Annotated in this window: 29 protein-coding genes; 25 read left to right on the plus strand and 4 right to left on the minus strand. The window is 46.3% G+C overall.

The window, feature by feature from the left end; genetic code table 11:
- Positions 1-9 precede the first annotated feature (9 nt).
- From yaaA to dnaA, 3 genes are all read right to left on the minus strand, one after another.
- On the minus strand, positions 10-231 hold the full coding sequence (gene yaaA / locus J2S00_RS10105) for a S4 domain-containing protein YaaA (RefSeq protein ID WP_307339026.1): 222 nt from the start codon (positions 229-231) through the stop codon (positions 10-12).
- A 53-nt stretch (positions 232-284) separates the two neighbouring features.
- Positions 285-1,418, minus strand: coding sequence for a DNA polymerase III subunit beta (gene dnaN / locus J2S00_RS10110; protein ID WP_307339029.1), 1,134 nt, complete (start codon positions 1,416-1,418; stop codon positions 285-287).
- A 182-nt stretch (positions 1,419-1,600) separates the two neighbouring features.
- Positions 1,601-2,965 (minus strand): chromosomal replication initiator protein DnaA, encoded by a 1,365-nt coding sequence (gene dnaA, locus J2S00_RS10115; protein ID WP_307339032.1) that lies wholly within the window; start codon positions 2,963-2,965, stop codon positions 1,601-1,603.
- A gap of 492 nt (positions 2,966-3,457) precedes the next feature.
- On the opposite strand from dnaA, the gene rpmH reads away from it, so the two are divergent.
- From rpmH to J2S00_RS10190, 15 genes are all read left to right on the plus strand, one after another.
- Complete coding sequence (gene rpmH / locus J2S00_RS10120; protein WP_307339035.1) at positions 3,458-3,592, plus strand: 50S ribosomal protein L34; 135 nt, start codon at positions 3,458-3,460, stop codon at positions 3,590-3,592.
- Positions 3,593-3,738: 146 nt separating this feature from the next.
- Positions 3,739-4,080, plus strand: coding sequence for a ribonuclease P protein component (rnpA, locus tag J2S00_RS10125; protein ID WP_307339037.1), 342 nt, complete (start codon positions 3,739-3,741; stop codon positions 4,078-4,080).
- Between the two features lie 67 nt (positions 4,081-4,147).
- Entirely contained in the window at positions 4,148-4,348 is a 201-nt protein-coding gene (gene yidD, locus J2S00_RS10130; RefSeq protein ID WP_370875866.1) for a membrane protein insertion efficiency factor YidD, read from the plus strand.
- A gap of 44 nt (positions 4,349-4,392) precedes the next feature.
- The gene (yidC, locus tag J2S00_RS10135; protein ID WP_307339044.1) at positions 4,393-5,151 is read left to right on the plus strand and encodes a membrane protein insertase YidC; all 759 of its coding nucleotides are present in this window, start codon (positions 4,393-4,395) and stop codon (positions 5,149-5,151) included.
- On the plus strand, positions 5,148-5,789 hold the full coding sequence (gene jag, locus J2S00_RS10140; RefSeq protein ID WP_307339047.1) for an RNA-binding cell elongation regulator Jag/EloR: 642 nt from the start codon (positions 5,148-5,150) through the stop codon (positions 5,787-5,789). The genes yidC and jag overlap by 4 nt, the downstream gene beginning before the upstream one ends.
- A 192-nt stretch (positions 5,790-5,981) precedes the next feature.
- Positions 5,982-7,358 carry a tRNA uridine-5-carboxymethylaminomethyl(34) synthesis GTPase MnmE gene (mnmE, locus tag J2S00_RS10145; RefSeq protein WP_307339050.1) on the plus strand — a complete coding sequence of 459 codons (1,377 nt, stop codon included), beginning with the start codon at positions 5,982-5,984 and terminating at the stop codon, positions 7,356-7,358.
- A 61-nt stretch (positions 7,359-7,419) separates the two neighbouring features.
- Positions 7,420-9,306 carry a tRNA uridine-5-carboxymethylaminomethyl(34) synthesis enzyme MnmG gene (gene mnmG / locus J2S00_RS10150; RefSeq protein ID WP_370875861.1) on the plus strand — a complete coding sequence of 629 codons (1,887 nt, stop codon included), beginning with the start codon at positions 7,420-7,422 and terminating at the stop codon, positions 9,304-9,306.
- Positions 9,307-9,321: 15 nt separating this feature from the next.
- Positions 9,322-10,038 (plus strand): 16S rRNA (guanine(527)-N(7))-methyltransferase RsmG, encoded by a 717-nt coding sequence (rsmG, locus tag J2S00_RS10155; protein WP_307339055.1) that lies wholly within the window; start codon positions 9,322-9,324, stop codon positions 10,036-10,038.
- A gap of 177 nt (positions 10,039-10,215) precedes the next feature.
- A complete protein-coding gene (gene noc / locus J2S00_RS10160) occupies positions 10,216-11,040 on the plus strand; it encodes a nucleoid occlusion protein (RefSeq protein ID WP_307339058.1) in 825 nt (274 codons plus the stop codon).
- Between the two features lie 171 nt (positions 11,041-11,211).
- Positions 11,212-11,982 carry a ParA family protein gene (locus J2S00_RS10165; RefSeq protein WP_307339061.1) on the plus strand — a complete coding sequence of 257 codons (771 nt, stop codon included), beginning with the start codon at positions 11,212-11,214 and terminating at the stop codon, positions 11,980-11,982.
- Complete coding sequence (locus J2S00_RS10170; RefSeq protein WP_307339064.1) at positions 11,967-12,809, plus strand: ParB/RepB/Spo0J family partition protein; 843 nt, start codon at positions 11,967-11,969, stop codon at positions 12,807-12,809. Before J2S00_RS10165 ends, J2S00_RS10170 begins: the two co-directional genes overlap by 16 nt.
- 40 nt (positions 12,810-12,849) lie before the next feature.
- Positions 12,850-14,010, plus strand: a complete 1,161-nt coding sequence (locus J2S00_RS10175; RefSeq protein ID WP_307339067.1) for an aminotransferase class V-fold PLP-dependent enzyme — start codon at positions 12,850-12,852, stop codon at positions 14,008-14,010.
- Positions 14,011-14,031: 21 nt separating this feature from the next.
- Positions 14,032-14,745 (plus strand): DUF554 domain-containing protein, encoded by a 714-nt coding sequence (locus J2S00_RS10180; RefSeq protein WP_307339071.1) that lies wholly within the window; start codon positions 14,032-14,034, stop codon positions 14,743-14,745.
- 174 nt (positions 14,746-14,919) lie between these two features.
- Positions 14,920-15,291: a hypothetical protein gene (locus tag J2S00_RS10185; RefSeq protein WP_307339073.1), complete on the plus strand. Its 372-nt coding sequence runs from the start codon at positions 14,920-14,922 to the stop codon at positions 15,289-15,291.
- Between the two features lie 112 nt (positions 15,292-15,403).
- Entirely contained in the window at positions 15,404-15,607 is a 204-nt protein-coding gene (locus J2S00_RS10190; protein WP_307339076.1) for an MOSC domain-containing protein, read from the plus strand.
- On the opposite strand, the gene yyaC is transcribed toward J2S00_RS10190, so the two are convergent.
- Positions 15,593-16,240: a spore protease YyaC gene (gene yyaC / locus J2S00_RS10195; protein WP_307339079.1), complete on the minus strand. Its 648-nt coding sequence runs from the start codon at positions 16,238-16,240 to the stop codon at positions 15,593-15,595. The two genes, J2S00_RS10190 and yyaC, sit on opposite strands and share 15 nt — an antisense overlap.
- Positions 16,241-16,350: 110 nt before the next feature.
- Here yyaC and J2S00_RS10200 point away from each other — a divergent pair, with 110 nt between their 5' ends.
- From J2S00_RS10200 to dnaB, 10 genes are all read left to right on the plus strand, one after another.
- Positions 16,351-17,400, plus strand: a complete 1,050-nt coding sequence (locus J2S00_RS10200; RefSeq protein WP_307339082.1) for a YkvI family membrane protein — start codon at positions 16,351-16,353, stop codon at positions 17,398-17,400.
- Positions 17,401-17,473: 73 nt separating this feature from the next.
- Entirely contained in the window at positions 17,474-17,680 is a 207-nt protein-coding gene (locus J2S00_RS10205) for a DUF951 domain-containing protein (RefSeq protein WP_307339085.1), read from the plus strand.
- A 137-nt stretch (positions 17,681-17,817) separates the two neighbouring features.
- Positions 17,818-18,915, plus strand: a complete 1,098-nt coding sequence (gene ychF / locus J2S00_RS10210; protein ID WP_307339088.1) for a redox-regulated ATPase YchF — start codon at positions 17,818-17,820, stop codon at positions 18,913-18,915.
- A 137-nt stretch (positions 18,916-19,052) separates the two neighbouring features.
- Entirely contained in the window at positions 19,053-19,340 is a 288-nt protein-coding gene (rpsF, locus tag J2S00_RS10215; protein WP_307339092.1) for a 30S ribosomal protein S6, read from the plus strand.
- A 26-nt stretch (positions 19,341-19,366) separates the two neighbouring features.
- Entirely contained in the window at positions 19,367-19,804 is a 438-nt protein-coding gene (gene ssb, locus J2S00_RS10220) for a single-stranded DNA-binding protein (protein ID WP_307339096.1), read from the plus strand.
- Between the two features lie 26 nt (positions 19,805-19,830).
- Positions 19,831-20,058, plus strand: coding sequence for a 30S ribosomal protein S18 (gene rpsR, locus J2S00_RS10225; protein ID WP_307339098.1), 228 nt, complete (start codon positions 19,831-19,833; stop codon positions 20,056-20,058).
- Between the two features lie 163 nt (positions 20,059-20,221).
- Entirely contained in the window at positions 20,222-21,169 is a 948-nt protein-coding gene (locus J2S00_RS10230) for a YybS family protein (RefSeq protein ID WP_307339100.1), read from the plus strand.
- Positions 21,170-21,181: 12 nt separating this feature from the next.
- Positions 21,182-23,158, plus strand: a complete 1,977-nt coding sequence (locus tag J2S00_RS10235) for a DHH family phosphoesterase (protein WP_307339102.1) — start codon at positions 21,182-21,184, stop codon at positions 23,156-23,158.
- Positions 23,155-23,601 carry a 50S ribosomal protein L9 gene (gene rplI / locus J2S00_RS10240; RefSeq protein ID WP_307339105.1) on the plus strand — a complete coding sequence of 149 codons (447 nt, stop codon included), beginning with the start codon at positions 23,155-23,157 and terminating at the stop codon, positions 23,599-23,601. The genes J2S00_RS10235 and rplI overlap by 4 nt, the downstream gene beginning before the upstream one ends.
- Entirely contained in the window at positions 23,598-24,950 is a 1,353-nt protein-coding gene (gene dnaB / locus J2S00_RS10245) for a replicative DNA helicase (RefSeq protein WP_307339108.1), read from the plus strand. Before rplI ends, dnaB begins: the two co-directional genes overlap by 4 nt.
- The last annotated feature ends 150 nt before the right edge of the window (positions 24,951-25,100 follow it).

The raw sequence follows: 25,100 nt of genomic DNA on the forward strand, positions 1-25,100 counted from the left end.
GGAATCCCCCTAGCTATCCTGAACAATTTTAAACTGGCCTGCACCGTCAATGTGGACAACATCGTCCGGATACAATTTACGTCCCCGGCGTTGTTCAGCTTCACCGTTAACCAGAACCGGATATTCAGCTAAAAACCATTTAGCTTGTCCGCCTGTATCAATTGCGCCCACCAGCTTTAACAGTTGCCCTAATGTAATATATGGGGTATGGATATGAACCACATTGACCAAAACACATCACCTTGTCCTCTCTTCCATGCTGATCACCAGACTGAGCTTTCAGGCTAATAGGTTCTGACCGGCAAAATTAAGTGCAGCAAATGCTCGTGATCTGTGGGCTTAATGACAAAAGGGCTTAACGCACCTGTAAACTGGATAGTGACCTCCCCTGAGTCAATGACACGGAGCGCATCCAGCATAAATTTGGCATTAAAGGCAATCTGAACTTCTTCCCCTGTAATATGGTGAACCTGGACATGTTCAAAAACCTGTCCTACTTCCGGGGTATTGGATGTAATTTGAATACGGTCTTCCTGTGTACTTAATTTTACCACATGTTTGCCATCCCGTGCTAAAAGGGAGGCGCGCTCTATTGCAGAAAGCAAGGCTTTGGTCCCAATCTGCAATGTTGTTTTGCTGGAAGTGGGAATGATGCGGTCTGTATCTGGATACGTGCCTTCCAGCAAACGGGAAAGGAATAATAACCGACCTGCTTTCACCAGCATCTGATTATTAGTCATTACAATCTGGACTGGTTCTTCTTGGTCTTCCAGAATACGCTGCAGTTCGTTTAAACTGCGGCCAGGAACCACAATATTATCAAAACGGGTATCCTGATTTGCTTCTACTTGAGCCGAACGGCGGGCCAAACGGTGGCTGTCAGTGGCTACCAGCGTCAGCTGGCCATCTTCCAGTTTGATCAGGACACCTGTTAAGATAGGCCGGGACTCCTGTGTAGAGACAGCAAACGAGGTTTGGCGAATCAAACCTTTCAGCAGCTGAGCGGAAATACTGAAAACTTGGTCTTCTTCCAACTGCGGCAAACGGGGATATTCTTCAGCATTTAAGCCGTTAAGGTTAAATTCAGCTGAACCGGAACGAATATTGGTAACTTCGTTGTCCAGTACTTCTATTTCAATTTGTTCAGCCGGCAGCTTCTTGACGATTTCCGTAAAATATTTGGCAGGGAGGACGATACTACCTAGTTTAACCACTTTTATTAATTCTTTATCATCCACTTGCTGTGGAATGGAGACTTGGATGGAAATGTCGGAGTCGCTGCCGGTTAGTATGCATTCCTCATGAGTGGCGGTTAGTTTGATTCCAGTTAGGATGGGAATGGTGGTACGTGATGACACGGCCTTGGCCACCTGATTAACCGCTTCTCTTAAAGCATCTCGATCCACCACAATATGCATTGTTGTCTACCTCCAAAATTTTTTTGCATATGCTTTTTATTTTAGCATATTTATATTAATTTAGATCATATTAATCATTAATGGCTGTGAATTTGTGGATAACAGATCAGAGTGGCACAACAAAGCCTATACACATGTGGACGGTGTGTGTATAGGCTTGTTTTGTTATACACATGTTGATATTACATCTCATTTTTAATGACTTTAATCAGGTGTGCCATTGTTTTTTGGAACGATGTGTCTTTTTGCAGGTCGTTTTTGATTTTTTCATGGGCATGAATCACCGTGGTATGGTCTCGGCCGCCAAACTCCTGGCCGATTTTGGGCAACGAGGCGTCGGTTAGTTCACGGGATAAATACATGGCGATTTGACGCGGATAAGCAATAGATTTGGTTCTTTTTTTCGCTTTGAGATCTTCCACCTGCAGCCCGAAATGCTCTGCCACCACCTGCTGGATATGCGCAATGGTAATGAGGTGTGGTTTGTTACTGGGCACAATATCTTTCAGGGCTTCCTGGGCCAGCTCCGCGCTGATGTCTTGGTTGGTCATGGTGCTATAGGCCACCACCCTGGTCAAGGCCCCTTCCAACTCACGGATATTAGTATTGATCAGGTTGGCGATATAAACCAGGACGTCATTGGGAATATCCAGGTTTTCTGCCTTTGCTTTTTTACGCAATATGGCAATCCGGGTCTCCAGATCCGGTGGGGTGATGTCGGTAATTAAGCCCCATTCAAATCTGGAGCGTAACCGGTCCTCCAGTGTCGGTATCTCTTTGGGGGGTCTGTCACTTGAAATCACGATCTGTTTCGCTTCCTCATGCAAAGTATTAAAGGTATGAAAAAATTCTTCTTGAGTTTGTTCTTTTCCGGCTAAAAATTGAATATCATCTACCAAGAGCACATCAACATTGCGGTATTTATTGCGGAATTCAGTTGTTTTGTTGTCTAGGATGGCATTGATAAATTCATTAGTAAACTTTTCGGAAGTGGTGTAAACCACACGAGCGTTGGGGTTGTTTTCCAAGACGTAATGGCCGATGGCCTGCATCAAATGAGTTTTGCCCAAACCAACGCCCCCATAAATGAAAAAAGGGTTGTACGCTTGAGCCGGAGCTTCAGCGACAGCCAGTGAAGCAGCGTGGGCGAAGCGATTGCCTGCACCAACCACAAAGGAATCAAATGTATACTTGGGGTTAAGCATGCCTTGGGACTGTTCTTCAATGTTTGGCGGCGCCTTAGGTTCTTGTTTAGTTTGTTTAAAGGCCATGCTGATGTCGAGCTCTTCTACCGGCTCATGCTTGGGCAGGATAAATTTGATCTCCAGTTCAGCACCGGTGATATGAAAAATGGTCTCGCTTATTAAGGGCCTGTAGTGGTTATCCAACCAATCCTGAATAAATTCGTTGGGAGCCACAACGACTAGCGTATCATTTTCAAGAGAGTGAGCCTGAGTTGACCCTAACCAGGTCTCAAAACTAGGCTTACTGACCTTTTTTTCGATTTCTTGTAAGACCTTAGCCCACAGATCCTGAACATTTTTCATAAAAAAAGCTCCTTTACTCAAAAAATGCATAAAAATCATCCACAATGTAATGTGGAAGGAGAGTAGCGGTACTTGTCGAAATGATAGGGCATATGTAGAATAATGTGGGAAAGTAAAATGGCTAATTATACACAGCGGGTATAAATGTCCACATTGTTATCCACACCTTGTGGATAAAAAGAAAGTAGAATCAGTTATCCACAATGTTGGGGCAAAGTTATCATATCAAATAATGCTTTGGAATTCAATGGTTTATTTTAACTTATCCACAAGTGTACAACTTGTGGTTTTTTGTTATAAACAAGAGCTGAATTTGTGTATAAGTTGTCGAAGAGAATGTGGGAAAATGTCAAACAGTGTGGAAAAGTTATACACAAGGGGCTTTGTTGACTTTTCCGGCAAATATCCTTATAATACATGAGACTGTTTATCTTAGATTGTGGGTCGGTTATGATCAGGATCGGTTTTGACTCCAAAGAGGAGGTGTAGTTGATGAAACGCACATATCAACCTAATAGACGCAAGCGTAAAAAGGTGCATGGTTTTCGTGCCCGGATGAGCACTAAAAACGGGCGTAAAGTGTTAGCTCGACGCCGTCGTAAAGGTAGAAAAGTATTATCTGCTTAAACTTAGGCCACTGGACCTCAGTGGTCTTTTTTCTCATTTAACTATTATTTGTCATGCTGCTGGTGCCTTTAACTGGAGGGCTCCTTGTTGTTGCAAGCTTACTTAAAAAACATGTAAAATGTAGGCTGAAGGGTAAGGGATTGGACATGCACAAACAATACCGCTTGCGGAAGAATCAGGAGTTTGCACGGGTTTACCGCGATGGGAAATCGGTGGCTAACCGCCAGCTGGTCCTGTTTTACTTACCTAATGAAAGCGTTCGCCATTTTAGGTTGGGTGTATCAGTGAGTAAAAAACTTGGACGGGCTGTTGTTCGCAACCGGATGAAACGCCTGGTGAAAGAAGCAGTAAGACACCAAGCCGTTCATATTAAACAGGGTTATGATCTGGTGATTATTGTCCGCAAGGGTGCCCTTGATGCTGATTTTAAACGATTGTCTAAAAGTTTTACTCACCTGCTAAAAAAGGGAAAACTATATGTGAAATAGATGCTGTAAATTTCCCAACCAGGTTGCTGGTTGGCTGATCAGAGGAGGGACGGTCGTGGGGGTCAAGCTGATATTGGCCTTGATCCGTTCTTATCAAAAGTGGATATCACCGCTGCGGCCACCAAGTTGCCGCTTTATACCGACTTGTTCGCAGTATGCTTATCAGGCATTTCAAAAGCATGGATTTTTTAAGGGCAGCATGCTCACACTGAAGCGTATTTTAAAATGCCATCCCTTTCATCGGGGAGGTTATGACCCGGTACCTTAAGCCATCTTGCTGCAGTATGATTTGTGAGGTTAGGAGGAGTAACATTGTCTTCAAAACTTTACCTGACGGCGCTGTTTGTTGTTTTGGTTTTAACATTGACAGGGTGTAACTTTGAGGAACCCATCGATCCGGCCAATGGGATTTGGGATAAATATTTCGTTTTCCCATTATCCTGGTCTCTCGATTACTTTGCCCAAGTGCTTAACCCAAGTAATAATCCTGCCTTTGACCGTTACGGCTGGGCCATTATCATTGTCACCATTTTAATCCGTTTACTGACGCTGCCCTTGATGATTAAGCAGCTGAAAACCTCCAAAGTGATGCAGGCGCTGCAACCGGAAATGGTCAAGCTGCGTGAAAAATACCAGAAAGATCAACAGCGTTTGCAGCAGGAAATGATGAAACTGTTTCAGAAACATAATATCAACCCCTTGGCTGGGTGTTTGCCAGTATTGGTGCAAATGCCGATCTTAATTGCCTTTTATCATGCTATTATGCGCAATGATCATATTGCAACTCATTCATTTTTATGGTTGCCTGATCTGGGCCAACCTGATCCGTTTTATGTGCTTCCTGTACTCGCTGGGATTACCACTTATTTACAACAAAAGATGATGGGGATGCAAAACAATCCGCAAGTACAGATCATGATGGTGATCTTACCCATCATGATCGCGATCTTTGCCATTTATTTCCCTTCCGCCCTGTCATTATATTGGGTGATAGGAAACCTGTTCACCATTGTGCAGACGTACTTTATGCGGAATATGTATAAATTAAACCAGGAGGTTGCCAGTAAGTGAGCAAAGTGACCGTTAAGGGGCAATCAGTGGAAGAAGCGGTCCGGAGAGCCCTGGAACAGTTGGGGGCCACAGAAGATCAAGTCGAGATCCAGGTATTGCAACAGCCTTCCCGGGGATTTCTGGGATTTGGTGCCAAACCGGCTCTGGTAGAGGTGACTTTGAGACAAGATGGGGAGCTTGAAGGTAGACAGACTGCCCAAGATAAGGCTGTTCAGTTTTTAAAAGAGGTACTCCCCCAAATGGGTGTGGCCCAGGTAGAGATTGAAGCAGAGTTGCGGGAAGGTCAGGTATGGTTGAAGATTTCCGGCGAACGGCTGGGGATTGTGATTGGCCGCAGAGGGCAGACGCTGGATGCTTTGCAATACTTGACCAATGTGGTAGCTAATCGCCGCAGGGAACAGTATGTCCGTTTTGTTTTGGACGCCGAAAATTACCGGGAGCGGCGCAAACAGGCCCTGGAGCAGTTGGCTGACCGCTTAGCAAAAAAAGTCATTCGCACCCGAGAGAAAATTGTGTTGGAGCCGATGAGTGCTGCTGAGCGGAAAATCATTCACACTAAGCTGCAAAACTACGCTGGCGTAATGACTAAAAGTGAGGGAGAAGAACCGAGCCGGCGCGTTGTGCTTCTTCCGAAGTAGTTGAACTGGTTAAGCAAATCAATGGCTGGTTAATGATTGGGGTTAAAAATGAGAGATATCCACATGTGGACAAGGACGTCGACTTCGTTCTTGTCCTTTTCTTTTTGGATAATAATGTGTTATTCTATTTATTTAGGAAAAACTAAAGTTAACGGATTTGTGTGTTTTTGTGGATAAAGGAAGGTGCCGGAGATGGAGTTTGATACGATTGCCGCTATTGCCACGCCGATGGGGGAGGGAGGCATAGCCATCATCCGCGTCAGCGGTCCGGAGGCGATTGCGGTTGTTGATAAATTATATAGAGGTAAAAAAAAATTATCCACTGTGGACAGCCATACGATCAATTATGGTCATTTGATTGATCCACAGACAGGTGAACGTATTGAAGAAGTCATGGTATCAGTGATGAGGGCTCCGCGTACATATACCAGGGAGGATGTAGTGGAGGTCAATTGTCATGGAGGACTGGTCTCCGTGAAGCGGGTGTTGCAGTATATCTTGAAGTATGGCGCCCGCCTGGCTGAACCTGGGGAATTTACCAAACGGGCCTTTTTAAATGGACGGCTTGATTTATCCCAAGCAGAAGCTGTGATTGATTTGATCCGGGCTAAAACGGATCGGGCCATGACCATTGCCATGCAACAGGTGGAAGGCCGTTTGTCCAAATTGATTAAGCGCTTGAGGCAAGATCTGATTGAAACATTGGCCCATATAGAGGTCACGATTGATTATCCGGAACATGATGTGGAAGAAGTGACCCAGCAATTTTTACAGGAAAAGTGCGAAAAAGTAAAAGCAGAGATTAACCGCTTGCTCACCACAGCTGAGCAAGGGAAAATATTAAGGGAAGGATTAAAGACGGCGATTATTGGCCGTCCTAACGTGGGTAAATCCTCACTTTTGAACGCTCTGGTGCATGAAAATAAGGCGATTGTGACCGATATCCCCGGTACTACACGGGACGTCATTGAGGAGTATGTGAATGTACGTGGCGTGCCTTTGCAATTGATAGATACGGCTGGGATTCGGGAAACGGAAGATGTAGTGGAACGGATCGGGGTTGAGCGCTCACGGCAGGTGTTAGAAGAAGCTGACCTGATTCTTTTGGTGCTGAACATTGCTGAACCTTTGACAGAGGAGGATGAAGCCCTGCTTCAACTAGCCAAAGGAATGAAAACAATCATGATCGCCAATAAAACAGACCTTGAGCCAAGGCTGGACACGGAAGCACTACAGGCACGCTATCCTGATATTCCATTGATCAAGACCTCGATAAAAGAGGAACAGGGCTTGGATGAGTTGGAGCAGGCCATTGCCGACCTGTATTTCAGCGGAGCGATTGCGGCTGGTGATATGACCTATGTCAGCAACAGCCGTCATATTGCCCTGTTGAATGAAGCCAAACAGGCCATAGATGATGCGTTGGCAGGCTTAGAAATGGGTGTGCCGGTGGATGTGGTGCAGATTGACATTCAGAAGGCCTGGGAGAAGCTGGGCGAAATTATTGGTGACAATGTGAGTGAAAGTTTGATTGACCAATTGTTTTCCCAATTTTGTTTGGGTAAGTAATATGTGTTGGCCAATCTCTATGTTGTGAATGGGTCATAATCCCAGGAAGGAGGAAGAAATGATGCGTTATCACAGAGAAGAGTATGATGTGATTGTGGTTGGTGCGGGCCATGCCGGGGTGGAAGCCGCTTTGGCTGCAGCACGGCTGGGCTGTTCAACGCTATGTTTAACCATCAGTCTGGATATGGTGGCCTATATGCCCTGCAATCCGTCTATTGGCGGTCCGGCCAAAGGGCATGTGGTGCGTGAAATTGATGCCCTGGGCGGTGAAATGGGGCGCAATATTGATAAGACTTATATCCAAATTCGCATGCTCAATACCGGCAAGGGTCCGGCCGTTCAAGCCTTGCGGGCTCAAGCGGATAAATTCTTGTACCAGCATATGATGAAACAAACCATGGAGAATACACCCAATCTGGTTTTGAGACAATCATTGGTGGAAGAATTGATCGTTGAAGATGGGGTGTGCAAAGGAGTTGTCACCAAAACCGGCCAAGCGTATAAAGCTAAAACGGTCGTTTTGACCACCGGAACCTATTTGCGCGGCAAAATTATTTTGGGAGAGCTGGAGTATGAGAGCGGACCTAACAACCAGCAGCCGGCTGTGCGCTTGTCTGAACATTTACAGGAGCTGGGCTTTGACATGGTCCGTTTCAAAACAGGAACACCCCCCCGTGTTCATGGGGACACCATTGATTATAGCAAGACGGAGATCCAGCCGGGTGATGAGGAATTCCGGGCTTTCTCTTATGAAACGACAGAGATGATAACCGATCAACTGCCCTGCTGGCTGACCTATACCAGTGAAAAAACGCATCAAATTATTAATGACAACTTGCATCGTTCCCCCATGTATTCGGGCGCAATTAAAGGAACTGGCCCCCGCTATTGTCCATCCATCGAGGATAAAATTGTCCGTTTCTATGATAAGCCGCGTCACCAAATTTTTTTGGAACCAGAAGGGCGCTACACCAATGAGGTGTATGTGCAAGGGTTATCCACCAGTATGCCTGAAGAGATTCAGCTGGATATGCTCCGTTCTATTCCCGGCTTGGAAAAGGTGCGCATGATGAGAGCCGGTTACGCGATCGAGTATGATGCCATCGTGCCCACCCAGCTGTGGCCTTCACTCGAAACAAAACGGGTGGAAAACTTGTTTACGGCCGGACAAATTAACGGAACCAGTGGCTATGAAGAGGCAGCCGGTCAAGGATTGATGGCTGGCATCAATGCGGCCCGCAAGGTACAGGGCAAGGAACCTATTATTTTGGATCGTTCCCAAGCCTATATTGGTGTATTGATCGATGACCTGGTGACCAAAGGGACCAATGAGCCATACCGCCTGCTCACTTCCCGGGCGGAATACCGCCTCTTGCTCCGCCATGACAATGCTGATTTGCGCTTGACAGAACTGGGCTATGAAATCGGTCTTATTTCCGCAGAGCGCTACCAGCGTTTTAAACAGAAGAAAGCTTTAATAGAAGAAGAATTGGAACGGTTGAACCAGGAAAAAGCTCGGCCGGATGAACACACACAAGCCATCTTAAAAGAGGCTGGAACCAAAGAATTAAACAATGCAGTTTCCCTTGCAGTTTTGTTGCGCAGGCCGGAATTGTCTTACGAACATATTGTCCGCATCTCTCCCCCTCCTAAAGAACTGCCCAAAGAGGTTACGGAGCAGGTGGAGATCCAGGTGAAATATGCCGGATATATTGAAAAACAACTGCAGCAAGTGGAACGGCTTAAAAGCATGCAAAACAAACGCTTATCCCCTGATCTGGATTATGAGCAAATTCATGGCTTGTCCAAAGAGGCCAGGGAAAAATTGGCCACAATCCGTCCGTTGAATATTGCCCAAGCTTCCCGTATTTCAGGGGTCAACCCGGCTGATATCTCCATATTGCTCATCTATTTGGAGCAAATGAACAAAACGAAGAAGAATGCTTAACAGGGAGTATCCATGATGAATCAGGAACAATTTAGCCAACAATTAGCTGAACAGGGCATCACCCTCTCTGCTGCTCAACTGGAACAGTTTGATTTATATTATCACCTGCTGGTGGAGTGGAATCAAAGAATGAATTTAACGGCCTTAACTGAACGGGAAGAGGTGTATCTCAAACACTTTTACGACTCGGTGACAGCTGCTTTTTACTTTAACTTTCGGGGAACGGTCAATTTGGTGGATGTGGGTGCCGGGGCGGGCTTTCCCAGTCTGCCCCTCAAGATTTGCTTTCCACATCTTCGGGTAACAATCGTTGATTCCCTGCAAAAGAGGATTACATTTCTAGAGCATCTTGTCCAAGCCTTAACTCTGGACCAAGTTTACCTGTATCATGACCGTGCTGAACATTTTGCCCAGTTACCAGAACACCGGGAACAGTATGATCTGGTTCTGGCCCGGGCAGTCGCCAGATTAAATGTCTTAAGTGAACTTTGTCTTCCTTTGGCTAGAGTGGGAGGTACATTTATGGCCATGAAGGGGGCTAAAGGAACAGAAGAACTACAAGAAGCACAAGGGGCAATTGATAAGCTGGGAGGGAAGACAGATACAGTTCACCGTTTTCACTTACCCGCTGCTGAAGGAGAGCGACAGATCATTCTCTTGCACAAAGTGCGCTCCACCCCTGGGAAGTATCCCCGCCAGCCAGGTATCCCGGCCAAAAAGCCATTAAAGTAAGCCGTCTGATTATGTTTCACGTGGAACAAATTTCACGTGAAACATATTTTTTTAGCAGGAAAGTAGTGATAGAATAGAGAATGTTTATAGGAGATAGGTTTGTTTGATGGCTAAAAAATAACTGATTTACATAACTTTTGTTGTATATTATAGGATGGTTTAGGTGGTGTCAGGACGATGAGAGAACAACTGTCTCGTTTTTTCGGCATGACTGAAAAAACTGAAGCCGAAGAAATTAAGTCAATTCCAATTCACAACATTGTTCCCAATCGCTATCAACCCCGGACAGTGTTTGATGAAGGAAAAATTGATGAATTGTGCCAAACAATCAAAACGCACGGTGTGATTCAACCCATTGTGGTACGTAAATATGGGGAAGATCAATATGAACTGATTGCCGGGGAAAGACGTTGGCGGGCCTGTACCAAGTTAGGCATGGAAACGATTCCAGCTATTATTAAAGATTTTAATGATACTCAGGCTGCTTCCGTTGCATTAATTGAGAACTTGCAGCGGGAAGGATTAACACCAATTGAAGAAGCTTTAGCTTATCAGAAGTTAATAGAGTTGCATGGCTTAACCCAGGAGAGTTTGGCTCAGCGTTTAGGCAAAGGACAATCGACCATTGCCAATAAATTACGCTTGCTTCACCTGCCTGAGGAATGTCATCATGCTTTAAGGGAACGCCAAATCTCTGAACGCCATGCTCGTGCCCTGCTTACGTTAAAGGACCCTGAATTGCAAAAGAAATTTTTAGCTGAGATTATTAACAAGCAGCTCAATGTCAAGCAAACAGAAGAGCTGATCGAAAAATATCTAAACAAAACACCCACGAAAAAGAAAAAACCTTTGCGAAAAGCTTACTCAAAGGACATGCGCCTGGCGATGAATACCATCCGCCAATCGGTTGATATGGTTCTAAAAAGCGGACTCACGATTGAAACGGATGAAAAAGAACATGACGACTATATTGAATTTACCATTCGCATACCCAAGCAATAAGCGGCCATTTTAGCCGCTTTCTTACAGTTTAAGAAAGTATCACTTTTTATACTTTCTTAAACATGGGTAAAAAGCTTCATCAAACAAAGGATTGTAACCTCTTCGAGGAGGCTGCGAGCGAAGCTTTTTAGTACCGCTTTCCCCGACTAATCATAATGAGGTGAAATAGGCATGGGTAAAATTATCGCGATTGCCAATCAGAAGGGTGGCGTTGGGAAAACCACATCCTCCATTAACTTGGGAGCTTGTTTGGCTACGCTAGGCCAACGGGTACTGTTGATTGATATTGACCCACAGGGGAACACCACCAGTGGGATTGGCATAGATAAAGCTGATATTCAATATTGTATTTATGATGTTTTGATTAACGATGTCAATCCACAAGAGGTCATTCAACCCACTTCCATAGATAATCTGCACATCATTCCGGCCACCATTCAGCTGGCGGGGGCAGAGATTGAACTGGTGCCCACCATTTCCCGGGAGATCCGTCTAAAAAAGGCCTTACAATTGGTTAAAGAGGATTACGACTTTATTTTAATAGACTGTCCTCCCTCATTGGGCATTTTAACCATTAACTCCTTAACCGCTGCTGATTCTGTCTTGATTCCCATCCAGTGTGAATATTATGCACTGGAAGGATTAAGCCAGCTGCTCAACACGATCCGTCTGGTACAAAAGCATCTCAATAAACAGTTAACCATTGAGGGTGTCTTGCTGACCATGTTGGATGCCCGCACCAACCTGGGCATCCAAGTGATTGAAGAAGTGAAAAAATATTTTCGGGAGAAAGTGTATCAAACGGTGATCCCGCGCAATGTTCGCTTAAGTGAGGCCCCCAGCCACGGCAAGTCAATTATTGATTATGACCCTAAATCAAAAGGGGCGGAAGTGTACATGGAGTTGGCCAAGGAGGTGCTAAGCCCATGTCTAAAAGGTTAGGAAAAGGATTGGATGCCCTGTTCCCTGCATTAGAAATTGATGATAATGACAAAGTGATCCAAATTAAACTGAGCGAGCTGCGACCCAATCCATATCAGCCTCGTAAAGATTTTAATGCCGAGGCCATCGCTGAATTAACCCAGTCGATTAAAGAACATGGTGTGATTCAGCCCATCATTGTCCGCAAAAGTTTAAAAGGCTATGAGATTGTGGCCGGAGAGCGGCGTTTCCGCGCTTCAAAAGAAGCAGGACTTGAAACTATTCCTGCTGTCGTGAAAAATTTTACCGAATCACAAGTGATGGAGATTGCCCTCATAGAAAATTTACAACGGGAAAATCTGAATGCCATGGAAGTGGCTTATGCTTATAAAAAGTTGATGGACAAGTTTAATCTGACCCAAGACGAATTGGCACTCAAAGTGGGTAAGAGCCGCCCCCATGTGGCCAACTTTTTGCGCCTTTTGCAGCTCCCTGACAATGTGCAAACCTATGTTTCACGTGGAACATTATCAATGGGGCATGCCCGGGCACTGCTGGGATGCAAGGATAAAAAAAGCATCGTTAAATTGGCCAAAAAATGTATTGATGAGCAGCTAAGTGTCCGCCAGTTGGAACAACTGATCAAGCAGTTGAACGATGTTTCACGTGAAACAAAGAAAAAGAAAGTGAAACAAGAAACCAACCGGGTTATTCTGCAATATGAGGAACAGTTGAAAAGTAAATTGGGCACTTCGGTAAAGATCAAACGGGGTGACAAAAAAGGAAAAATTGAGATTGAGTTCTTTTCAGACGAGGATCTGGAACGTCTTGTGGACATTATGGGCTAAATGTCTTCGGGACAGCTAGCTGTGGAAGGGAGGGGATATTGTGATCTATTTAGACCAGGCAGCTTCATCGTGGCCAAAACCAGACGGAGTTGCTGAAGCGATGCTGGAAGCTGTTCAGCATTACGGGGCCAACCCGGGACGGGGCGGACACCAGTTGGCTGTGCGGGCAGCCCACACCATAAGCCAGACCCGGTCCAGGCTGGCCAAACTGTTTGGTATTAAAGATCCGCAACATATTATTTTTTTTCATAATGCCACGGCAGCTTTAAACCAAGCGATCAAAGGATTTGAGTGGGCCAAGGGGGATCATGTCCTGGCCACAGCTTTTGAGCATAATGCTGTGCGCCGGCCGCTGGCCTATATACGGGAGCGGCATGGCGTCAAGGTTACCTATATTCAGCCGGATCATAATGGACGAGTTAATCTGGATCAAGTGGCCGGTGCGCTTACTCCGTACACAAAACTGATTGTAGCAACCCATATGTCTAACGTGACCGGCGCTATCCTTCCTATTCGGGAAATTGGGCAGCTGGCTCGGGAGAAACAGATTCCCTTTCTTGTAGATGCCTCTCAGTCTGCCGGGATTTTACCTATTGATGTGGAAGAAGACTGCATTGATTTACTCGCTTTTCCTGGACATAAGGGGCTGTACGGGCCTCAAGGGACGGGAGGTTTATACCTATCTCCCCAGCTTGATTTGATTCCTCTCTTTCATGGGGGAACAGGCAGTCACTCTGAACTGGAGCAGCAACCGGACAGCCGGCCGGCACGATACGAGTCAGGAACGTTAAATACACCGGGCATTGCCGGTTTGAATGTTGGTGTGAGCTTCGTTTTGGAACAAGGGGTGGAGCAGATTTGGGAACATGAATGGCAGCTGACCCAATATGCATTGCAACAACTGAGCCAGATTGATGCCTTGCAATTGTATGGACCGGAAATGGAAGTCAAACGGGGGCCGGTGGTGGCTTTTAATCTGGCGGGCATTGATCCCCATGAAGTAGCCATGATTTTGGATCAACATTACGGGATCGCCACCAGGGCAGGACTACATTGCACACCCCTTGCGCACCAGATGTTAAAAACAGACCCTGTGGGCACGGTTCGAGCCAGTTTCGGCTTCTTTAACCGGAAAGAAGAGATTGACCAGTTGGTTCAGGCTTTACTTGAAATACAGGAAGGGTTGTTAGGTTCTTCGTAACAGAAAGTTGAGGGATAAGCTGTGGTCTTACTAGGGGTTATTGTCAACACATTAGCAATTATTGTGGGAACGCTTATTGGATTGTGTTTTGCCAATATACCGGAGGGCATGAAGTCAACTGTACTCAAAGTGCTCGGTATTGCCGTTGTGGTCTTGGGGATGGGGATGGCCTTTGAAGCGGAATATTTTCTGAACGTTTTGTTTAGTGTTGTCTTCGGCGCCATTCTCGGGGAGTGGCTCAAAGTAGAGGATCATTTGGAGAGACTGGGTCAATGGATTGAACACAAAGCAGGGAAACATCGCGGCAATGTAGCCAAAGCGTTTGTGACGACGACGCTCATTTTTACCATTGGTGCCATGTCAGTGATTGGTTCCTTAAACAGCGGACTAAACCTGGATCATGATGTCTTGTACACCAAAGCATTCTTGGACGGCTTTGTTTCTATTATTTTTGCTTCAACATTAGGGATTGGTGTGATTTTTTCCGCTATTCCGGTGTTTGTGTATCAGGGGGCATTGGCTTTGTTTGCCACCACCATTGATCAATGGCTGACACCTGAATTATTAGAGCGCTTGGTTAATGATATTACAGCCACAGGTGGGATTCTGATTATTGGTATTGGACTTAATTTGCTGGAAGTGACCAAATTAAAGGTGGGCAACCTTCTGCCTGCCTTGGTTGTGGCCGTGCTGGTCGGCATTGGGGTCTATATGGTGCAAGGTCTGATGGGTTAATGTTGGTCAAAATTATATTGTCATGTGTTTGTAAATGGAATTATAATGGAAGTATGAAAATAGGAATAGATACTGACCAAGATCGCTCCACGACAAGAGGGACTTCAAAAGAATGTGTGTCGTGGAGTTTTTCATTATAAGATCGATGTTGATCATTTGAAAGGAGAGGACAAAATGGATCAGATACGTTTACGACGTTTGCGCCGGCTGCAATATTTCACCGAGATAAGCAGGCTGCTATTAATCATTCCTCTTGTTTGCCTGCTAGCCGTTTTTGAAGCGCCATTTTATCTTGCCTTTTTGGTCGCTGCCTGTATATCCGGCCTTTTATTTATCATCCACCAGTTCAGTACCGCACAAGATCCACGCTATCTTTTGGCCAGACACCTGTTTCCAAGGCTGAAGGAACTGTTGGTGTATGAACGGCACAAGCTGGGAGGGAATGGGAAAACTTTTATCGCACCAGTCCTTGTTTTTGCGGCAGTTGCTGTCATCTTTGTGCTCACGTTAAGTTGGGTCATTTCTTCAGACACTTTGACCAAGTAATGGGTATGCATCCACTTTTTAAGTTTATTGTAGCAGAAAATACATAGCAGATGGCAGGAAAAAGCGATGATATGTAATAAAGCTCTGAAAATATGATAAAGGAGTGCGGATGATGAAGCAAAAGTATAAAGTTGTGTCCATCAATGTAGGCCAGCCCAAACAGGTTGAGAGAAACAACAAAATATATCTGACGAGTATAGACAAGAGGCCAGTCAACCAGCCTGTTTACTTAAGTAAACTGAATTTGGCGGGAGATGCGCAAGCAGACTTGGCATCAACGAACTGGGAAAGAAATCATCCTTTATTTACTGGATAGTGATGAGGAAAACAGGCGACTGAACAGAGAAGTGGGCTGTGGTGTGTAGGGCACACTTCTTTTTTCTTGTCTTAATCGTTGATCAGCGAGCCAAATGCCCTGGGCTATTTGTGCAGCCATGTTCATCACAAGGGACAAGCGTGTATTTTGTAAAACAAAATACTCCATAAATCCACCTACGTTAACAATGCCGGTTAAATGCAAATCTCCCACCTCTGGCAGCTTCTTGTTGACTCCTGCTCCAGGCTTTAACGGTCCTTCTCCCAAGGTGACCAGCCTGACATGATGGTAATGCCCCAGGCAGGCGTCCACTGCGATGATGAACGGCCGGGGATGATTGAGGTTGATGGTAGATACGGTTTGCGCCAAATTGACGGCATGGACCGGCTGGTCTAAAGTGCCGTAAACATGAAACTTTTCCACACCCGCCACATTTAAATGGCTGCCCAGGAGCGGTCCAAGGGCATCCCCAGTAGAGCGGTCGGTCCCGATGCAGAGGATGACCAAGTCATAATCACTCACCTTAGGTAATAAGGTGTTATATAAAGAATGGGCAAGCTTTTCGGCGAACTGCTCCGTGTCAAACGCTTCACGAAAAATAGGGGGAGGGGCAGAGTGACTGAACTGTTTCATACAAACGCCTTCTTTCTCTATGAGATTAAACTCGCTCAATTTATTAGCATTATGGGATAGGTGTAAGGCTTTTATACATGGAAAGAAAACAGGCTGGGAGGCATATTTAAGTGACGTTGTCTACCGTTTGGAAAGGGGCCAAAATTGCTTTTTTAATCATTGGTACAACGATAGGAGCCGGCTATGCATCAGGGAGGGAGCTGTGGGAGTTTTTCGGGTCGTATGGCCCTCAAAGCCAAAAGGCTGTCTTAGTTTCTATGATATTATTCTCTTTAAGCTGTTATGTGATTATGATGGTCAGCCACCGGTTAAAGGCACCCCATTACCGCTTGGTGCTGGAGGAGATTATCGGCTTGAGGCTGGCCAAAGCTTATGATGTGCTCATCTTTTTCTATCTTCTTTCCACAACGGTGGTGATGTTTGCCGGTAGCGGGGCTACTTTAGTTTATTGGGAGCTGTCGTATTGGGTTGGAGTGGTCTTAATCGGGATTTTTGTTTTGTTTGTTTTTTTGCGTGATGTAGAGGGTGTAATGTCTCTAAACAGTCTGCTTATTCCTGTTTTGATCGCCATGCTCTTACTGGCCTGTGGGTTGTTTTTGGGGCAAAACAGTATGGCAGACATAGAAATGGAAGAGGGGCAGGGCAATGTGCTTTCATCGGGAATTGCCTTTACGGCACTAAATATATTACCTCTGATCGCAGTCCTGTCGGCCATAGGTTCCAAAGTGAATAAGGAAGAGATTGCCGTGTCCTGTGTCGGCAGCGGGATCTGCTTGGCTTTGATCTCCCTGTTGTATAACCAGTCATTACTTTTTGTCAGTCAGGAGGTGATGTTGTATGATGTTCCCCTGTTTGCTATTTTGCAAAATTTTCCTCCGGAATGGATGGTAGGGGTTTCTGTTGTGTTGTGGCTAGCCATCTATACCACAGCTGTCAGCAATATTTTTGGGCTGGTTTCCAGGTTTAAAGATCAGGTCTATATGCCCCAATGGGCTGTGGCTGGAGGATTTATCCTCTTGGTGATGCCATTAACCACCTTTGGTTTTACCAAGCTGATTCAGTTTCTTTATCCGTTGTATGGTGTACTTAATTTGTTTATCTTGGCTATGATTTTGCTTTATCCCTTAAAACAGTTGGCCCTCTACTATGACAAACAGTGAACACGTGTACTATAATAAGAAAAAATGTGAACTGTTTACAGAAACGTATGCTGCACCAAAGGAGGGAAAAGCAATGGAGCGGAAAGTGTTTCACCTCGATGACATTGTTGAGATGAAAAAGCCCCATCCCTGTGGGGCAAACCGCTGGAAAATTATTCGCATGGGGATGGACATCCGTATTAAATGTCAGGGGTGTGAGCACAGTGTACTGATGCCCCGGCGCAAGTTTGAACGGAAGTTGAAACGGGTGCTGGAATCCGCTGAGAAAGAGAAAAAATAAGTGAAGCTAAAGTCTGCTTGTCCATTAAACTGCTGGGCAAGTGCATAAAAATGAACTTCGCTCTTTCCTGCATTGACGCTGCACTCATTATGTCTTATGATCAATGAGGTTAAACCATGTAAAGGAGTAGGGAGACATTGTTAAAAGCAGGAATCGTCGGGTTGCCCAATGTGGGCAAGTCTACACTGTTTAATGCCATTACGCAGGCTGGGGCAGAGTCAGCCAATTACCCCTTTTGTACCATAGACCCAAACGTAGGGATTGTCCAGGTGCCTGATCAGCGTCTGGACAAGCTGGCCGAGATTGTGCATACAGAGCGCATCATTCCCACTGCCTATGAATTTGTGGATATTGCTGGCTTGGTGAAGGGGGCCAGCCGCGGAGAGGGATTGGGCAACAAGTTTTTGGCCAATATTCGCGAAGTGGATGCCATTGCCCATGTGGTTCGTTGTTTTGAAGATGAGAATATTACCCATGTGGCTGGTCAGGTGGATCCCATTGCTGATATTGAAACGATCAACCTGGAGCTCATTTTTGCCGATTTGGAGTCAGTGGAAAAACGGATCACCCGTGTGCAAAAGATGGCTAAAGCTGGCGACAAGACGGCTAAACAAGAATTAGAGGTGTTAGAGCGGCTCAAGCAAGCTTTTGAAGCAGGACAAACGGCACGCAGCCTGAACCTGTCCGCAGAGGAACAGGCTTTGATTAGGGACTTGCACTTGCTCACGCTAAAACCTGTGCTGTACGTGGCTAACGTCAGTGAAGGGGAGATCGGCCGTACAGCAGACAATACCCATGTGCAGCGGGTCAAGAAATTTGCTGCTCATGATTTGGCCGAAGTGGTGACGATTTGCGCTAAGGTAGAAGCGGAAATCGCTGAGCTGGAAGGGGAAGACAGGGCATTATTTTTAGAGGAGCTTGGCATTGAAGAATCCGGCCTGGATCAATTGATTAAAGCGACGTATAAACTGTTGGGTCTGATCACCTACTTTACGGCTGGGGAAAAAGAGGTGCGGGCCTGGACGATTAAGCAGGGGACAAAAGCACCACAAGCAGCCGGAAAGATCCATTCAGATTTTGAAAAAGGGTTTATTCGTGCCGAAGTGATCCATTATGACGATTTGGTGACAGCGGGTTCCATGACAGAAGCCAAAGAAAAAGGGCTGTTGCGTCTGGAAGGAAAAGAGTATGTGGTTCAAGACGGTGATGTAATGCATTTCCGCTTTAATGTCTAAACTGAATGCATAAAGTGGCACTTGTGTTCGCCTGTGCTTTTTGTTAAAATGACGTTATGCGAGCAAAGGGTATTAATGTTCTTTCTCGCTCCTTGTTCCCATATGGGGACCGTTAGTCCAAAAGGAGGTGAATGTGGATGCGTGCCTACGAATTAATGTACATCGTACGTCCTGACATTGATGAGGAATCCACAAAAGCCGTGATTGAACGTTTTCAAAACGTGATTAAAGATAACGGCGGTGAAGTGGAAAAGGTGGACGAAATGGGCAAACGTCGCCTGGCTTATGAAATTAACGGCTACAATGATGGCTACTATGTTGTCGTTAACTTTAAGTCCGACGTTAATCTCGTCTCTGAGCTGGAACGTCAATTGCGTTTGAACGATAACGTGATTCGTCACCTTGTCGTCAAGGAAGACGAGTAATCCGTATTTTTGGGGGAGGGGATGTTATGTTAAATCGGATTATTCTCATTGGACGTCTGACGCGGGATCCTGAATTGCGCTACACGCCCAACGGGGTTGCGGTGACCACGTTTACCCTGGCTGTGGACCGGCCGTTTACCAACCAGCAGGGGGAACGGGAAGCGGATTTTATTAATATTGTCACCTGGCGCGGGTTAGCCGAAACATGTGCCAATTATTTAAAGAAAGGGCGCTTAACCGCTGTTGAAGGGCGTTTACAAATCCGCAATTATGAAAATAATGAGGGCCGACGTGTCTACGTTGCTGAAGTGGTGGCAGACAATGTGCGCTTCCTGGAATCGCCCCGTGAGGGATCCCGTTCAGATATGGGGACCGGCGGCCAGAATGAGACCCGATTTGATAACGACCCCTTCGCCAATGACGCAGAACCCATTGACATCTCAGAAGACGATCTGCCATTCTAAAATTCAACATTGAAGGAGGGAGTACGATGGCTCGCAAAGGTCGCGCTAAACGCCGTAAAGTATGTTACTTTACTGTCAATAAAATTGAAAAGATCGATTATAAAGACGTTGACCTGTTGAAAAAGTTTATCAGTGAGCGCGGTAAAATTTTACCTCGCCGTGTGACTGGCACATCCGCTAAGTATCAGCGGCAATTAACCAGAGCAATCAAACGTGCCCGTCAAATGGCACTCTTGCCATATACGATCGATTAGTGGCTGTTAAATAAACGGGAACCCCGCCTTGTATAGGCTCGGGGTTCCTCTCTTTTTTGCCTTCACCGGCCGTTTCCATTATAATTGATAAAGCTATGATCTGTTTTTCCGGCATCGCTTATGAATCTTCCTCGGAAGTTGTCATGCATTAGGAGTGAATGGGATGAAATCAGCATCAAGTACACAGCGTTTAGTTCAAGGGGCCTTAATGGCAGCCTTATATATGGTTTTATTTCTCATTACCGTTTATGTCCCGTTTTTGGGATTTATCAGTTTATTCTTTTTGCCTTTGCCGTTTATTGTGCATCACTTGCGCTTTGGCTTAAAAAGTGGTGCTTTGGTGGGCGGTGTCTGCCTGTTCCTGTCTCCGCTTTTAGCTCCTTTACCGGCTCTGTTTCTCACGCTGGTGGCTGTTTCGGCAGGGCTGGTAATGGGGTATTATTATGGTGAGAAAAAGTCTCCTTTTTTGCCGCTGTTGGCCGGCATGTTAACTTACCTTGCCAATTACGTGCTCGCTTTTCTGGTTACCTATTTTGTCTTTAATTTGAACATGATAGACGTTTTGCAGCAGATGATGGAGGATACGCTGGCCATAACGGAGAGTACCGCTTCTTTTATGCCGATTCCTGTTGATGAGGATGCGCTAGCCGTTTATGAAGAAATGGTCAGTTTTATCGTGTACATTTTTCCGGGATTACTTATCCTGTCTTCCATGCTGATGGCTTGGATTAACCATGCCGTGGCCAGGCCAATTTTAACCCGGATTGGTCTTGATCCCCAACCCTTGCCTCCCTTCCGGCAGTGGAACTTGCCCAAATCGATCTTATTTTATTATCTGGTTGTGCTTATCTTGATATTGCTGCAGGTTGTGGAAGAGGGCAGCACGCTATTGATGCTGGTTGTCAACCTGCATCTGATTTTGGAGCTGCTGATTTTGCTGCAAGGGTTTTCCTTTGTCGCTCACTTTGCCTATGTGAAAAACATCGGCCGTTTTTTAGTCATACTGGCTGTGGTGTTGTCTTTGATCCCTCTCTTTTCCAGCCTGATTCGCATTATAGGGATTATTGATTTGGGCTTTGGTTTAAAGGAGCGCCTCAAAAAAGCAGACTAGGGAGCTGAGAAAATGCCGAGGTTCCTCTATCACTATTTAAGAGGGTATCACCGCTACGCCCTTCCCGTTTTAACGGTACTGGTGTTGGTGATTTTGGCCTGGTATGCCTGGTATTGGGCCATGGTGGGATTCGTGGCGCTGGGGCTTATTTATTATCTCATGTATAAAAAAGAGCAGGCTTTTGCCGAAGATTTCGAAGCCTATATCAGCACGCTGCGCCACCGGGTCAAAAAGGCAGGCGAAGATGTGATTTCCGATTTGCCTATTGGCATCTTGCTGTATGACGAAGAGCAAACGATTCAGTGGCATAATCGGTATATACTAAACTTGCTGTCTGATGCAGATTCATTGGTGGGGACGACCCTGGAGGAGCTTTCTCCCGCTTTGGCCGAATGGCTGCACAATGAGGAGCGGGAGGGAACCATCCGTTTTGGAGAGAAGACACTGGATATTCTCAGTTATCCTGAGGAACGCCTGTTGTATGTGGTCGATAACACCGACTATCATGAATTAAAGAAAAAGCACCGTCAGGAGCAAGTTGTCTTTATAAATATCCATTTGGACAATCTGGATGAAGTCACCCAGGGTTTAGACGAACAGCGCCGCTCGTTACTGGTGAGCCGTGTGACGAACACAATCAGCCGCTGGGCAGCGGAACACGGTATTTTCATTAGACGGACGGCCTCGGATAAATTTTTTGGGGTGATGGATGAACGAACCCTAAAAGCGATTGAGGAAACGAAATTTGATATTCTTGATCATGTTCGGGAACTGACCAGTCACAACAAAATTCCCGTTACCTTAAGTATCGGGGTGGGGGCTGGCACTTCCTCGCTGATTGAGTTAGGCAATCTGGCCCAATCCAGTTTGGATCTGGCTTTAGGGCGGGGAGGGGATCAGGCGGCTGTGAAGCGTTTTCCGGACAAGGTAACGTTCTATGGAGGCAAGTCCAACGCCGTAGAAAAGCGGACCAGGGTCAGGGCCCGGGTGATCTCCCATGCTTTGCGCGATATGATCAAAGAGAGTGACAAAGTGTTTATCATGGGACATCGTGACCCGGATATGGATGCAGTTGGTTCAGCCATTGGCGTGTTGAAAGCGGTACAGGTCAATGAGCGGGAAGGCTATATTGTGCTGGATCAGGAGGAAGATTATCCTGGTGTCAACCGTCTGATGGAGGAAATTAACAAGGAAAAGGATTTGCAAGAACATTTTCTTTCTCCCCAAGAGGCGCTAGAATTAATTTCAGAGAAAAGCTTGCTGATCATTGTTGATGTGCATAAGCCTGCACTGGTGCTCGAACCACGCCTGCTGGACCGTTTCCACCGCAAAGTGGTCATTGATCATCACCGGCGGGGTGAAGCTTTTATCGAAGACCCGCTGTTGGTCTATATTGAGCCTTATGCCTCCTCCACCAGTGAGTTAGTGGCTGAACTGCTGGAATATCAAAGTGACGAGATGGAGATGAGCCGTTTGGAGGCGACCGCCATGCTGGCCGGCATCGTGGTGGACACCAACAATTTTGCCATGCGCACCGGTTCCCGTACGTTTGATGCTGCCGCTTATCTCAGGCGGCATGGTGCTGACCCGGTTTTGGTGCAAAAAATCCTCAAGGAAGAAAAAGAACAGTTTATTAAGCGCAGCCGCATTGTGGAACGGGCTGAAATCTACCGTGGCAAAATCGCAATTGCCATCGGTGAAGCCGATGAGCGCTATGGCCAAGTGTTGTTGGCCCAGGCGGCCGATACTCTGCTGACCCTGGATGATGTGGTTGCTTCTTTTGTCCTGTGTGAACGGGAAGATGGCCAAGTGGTAATCAGCGCCCGCTCATTAGGGGAAATCAATGTGCAGGTCATCATGGAAAAAATGCATGGCGGCGGTCACTTGACCAATGCGGCCACCCAGCTGGAAGACATCACGGTGGAGGATGCGGTAAAATGGTTAAAAGAGGTCATCGATGACTATTTGGAAGGGGGAAGAGGAACATGAAAGTGATTTTACAACAGGATGTCAAAGGGGTAGGCAAGAAAGGGGAAGTCAAGGAGGTTTCCGACGGTTACGCCCGCAACTTCCTGCTCAAACAGAACCTGGCCGTTGAAGCCACACCGGGGAACATGAAAGCGCTGAAGAAAAAGAAACAAAGTGAACAAAAGAAAGCAGAGGAAGAGCTGCGCCAGGCCCAAGAGCTGGCAGCCAAGCTGGAAAAAGAAACTGTCACTTTAACGGCCAAAGCAGGGGAAGGCGGCAAGCTGTTCGGTTCCATTACGAATAAACAGATTGCTGAGCAGCTGAAGAAAATGAATTATAAAATTGAGAAGCGCAAAATTGTACTGGATGAACCCATTCGCTCTTTAGGAGTTACCCATGTTCCCGTTAAGCTCCATCCTGAGGTGACGGCCACGTTGAAAGTACACGTGGTTGAGCAGTCATGAGCGATCTCTTTTTGGATCGTACGCCCCCTCATAACTTGGAAGCTGAGCAGGCAGTCTTGGGGGCTGTTTTTCTGGATAAAGACGCTTTGTACCGGGCCTTGGAACTGATTCGTCCGGGTGACTTTTACAAAACCAGTCACCAGCGTATCTTTCAAGTGATGCTTGATTTGTCGGAAGCATCGCAGCCGGTTGATTTAGTCACCGTCACAGCCGAACTGAACGACCGCAAGTGGCTGGAAGAAGTAGGCGGGGTCAGTTATCTGAGTGACTTGGCCAATGCCGTTCCTACTGCGGCCAATGTGGAATATTACGCCCAAATTATTAAGGAAAAGGCGATCCTGCGCCGCCTGATCAAAACGGCCACCCAGATCGTTACCAACGGTTATACCTCCCAGGATGAGGTCGAGGAGATTTTAAGCCAGGCCGAACGCAGCATTCTCCAGATCCGGGATGAGCGCACTTCAGATGGTTTTGTGCATATCAAAGATGTGCTGATGGAGACATACGACCGCATTGAAATGCTGCACAACAGCACCAGTGATATTACCGGCATTCCGTCCGGCTACCGGGATCTGGACCGCTTAACATCCGGTTTCCAGCGTTCGGATCTGGTCATTGTGGCCGCCCGTCCCTCCGTCGGTAAAACAGCATTCGCCCTGAACGTGGCCCAAAATGTAGCTGCCCGGGCAGGGGAAACAGTGGCCATCTTTTCCTTGGAAATGTCAGCCTCCCAGCTCGTGCAGCGCATGTTGTGTGCAGAAGGAAACATTGATGCCAACCGCATGCGCACCGGAGCGTTCAAGGAGGAAGACTGGGAAAAGCTGACCATGGCCATCGCCAGCTTATCCAAAGCCAACATTTACATTGATGACACGCCCGGTATCAATGTGAATCAAATCCGGGCCAAATGCCGCCGTTTGAAGGCTGAGCAAGGCCTGGGCATCATTCTTATTGACTATTTGCAACTGATTCAAGGAAACAACCGGGAAAGCCGCCAGCAGGAGATTTCAGCGATTTCCCGCTCCCTGAAAGCTATTGCCCGGGAATTGGACTGCACCGTCATTGCTTTATCCCAGCTCAGCCGGGCTGTGGAACAGCGTCAAGACAAGCGGCCTATGTTGTCAGACCTGCGTGAATCAGGCTCTATTGAACAGGACGCCGATATAGTTGCCTTTTTATACCGGGAAGATTACTACGATCAGGAGACGGAAAACAAGAACATTATTGAGATTATTATTGCCAAGCAGCGTAACGGTCCGGTGGGCAAAGTGGAACTGGCCTTTCTCAAGGAATACAACAAGTTTGTCAATTTGAGTCACCATGATGAATCAATGGCACCGGGAGCCTAACTGTTCAGAGGGAATAAATAAGTGTTAAAGTATGAAAAACTGAGAGGGGAGGACGCCTGTTCGGCGTCCCTTTATCGTTCTTTCTATCGTAGGGTAAACGTTAGTATTCCGAACAAAATGTGTGCTAGAAATAAAAATGTTCGTTAATTT

This window comes from Caldalkalibacillus uzonensis, from assembly GCF_030814135.1.
Taxonomy (GTDB): domain Bacteria; phylum Bacillota; class Bacilli; order Caldalkalibacillales; family Caldalkalibacillaceae; genus Caldalkalibacillus; species Caldalkalibacillus uzonensis.